Consider the following 567-nt stretch of genomic DNA (forward strand, 5'->3'; position numbering starts at 1 on the left):
CCGCCCCGAACGGCACCGGCGCACCATGACCGTCCAGAAGATACAACCGCGTGTTCGCAATCGGACGCCCGATCGTCTCAACGACAGCCTCTCCCCTCGGCATGCAAATCCAGGTCGAGTACGTCGTCGTCTCGGAAGGGGCGTACAGATTACAAATCTTTTGTACGCGACTGTTCTCAAAAATCCTCTCGATCAGACCTGCCTTCAGCCGCTCACCGCATGAATTGATGACGCTTGTCGAAGCCGGCACGGCTTGCTTGTCGACCAGAGCGGCGATCGCCGAGGGGACTGTGTTGATCAAGGAGACATCCAAGGGCGTCTGCGCCAGCGCCAGTGCGTCCTCGACAAGATACAGCGTGCTACCTTGCGACAGCGGAACGAAGCACTCATAGACGGACAGATCAAAACTGATCGAGGTAGAAAACAGCATGCGGCTGATCTCTGAGTTCGCAAACACGCCGCTGCTCCAATGCAGCAGGTTCACGGTGCTCGCATGCTCGACCATGACGCCCTTTGGGGTTCCGGTTGAGCCGGAGGTGTAGATCACATAAGCGAGATGGCGTGAGG

General features: G+C 57.8%; 1 protein-coding gene. It reads right to left on the reverse strand.

Annotated elements, in window-relative coordinates:
• Positions 1-567, reverse strand: a 567-nt coding sequence (locus X738_RS80645; protein WP_156942802.1) for an AMP-binding protein, incomplete at both ends; no start/stop codon positions are given.

Source organism: Mesorhizobium sp. L48C026A00 (assembly GCF_000502375.1).
Taxonomy (GTDB): domain Bacteria; phylum Pseudomonadota; class Alphaproteobacteria; order Rhizobiales; family Rhizobiaceae; genus Mesorhizobium; species Mesorhizobium muleiense.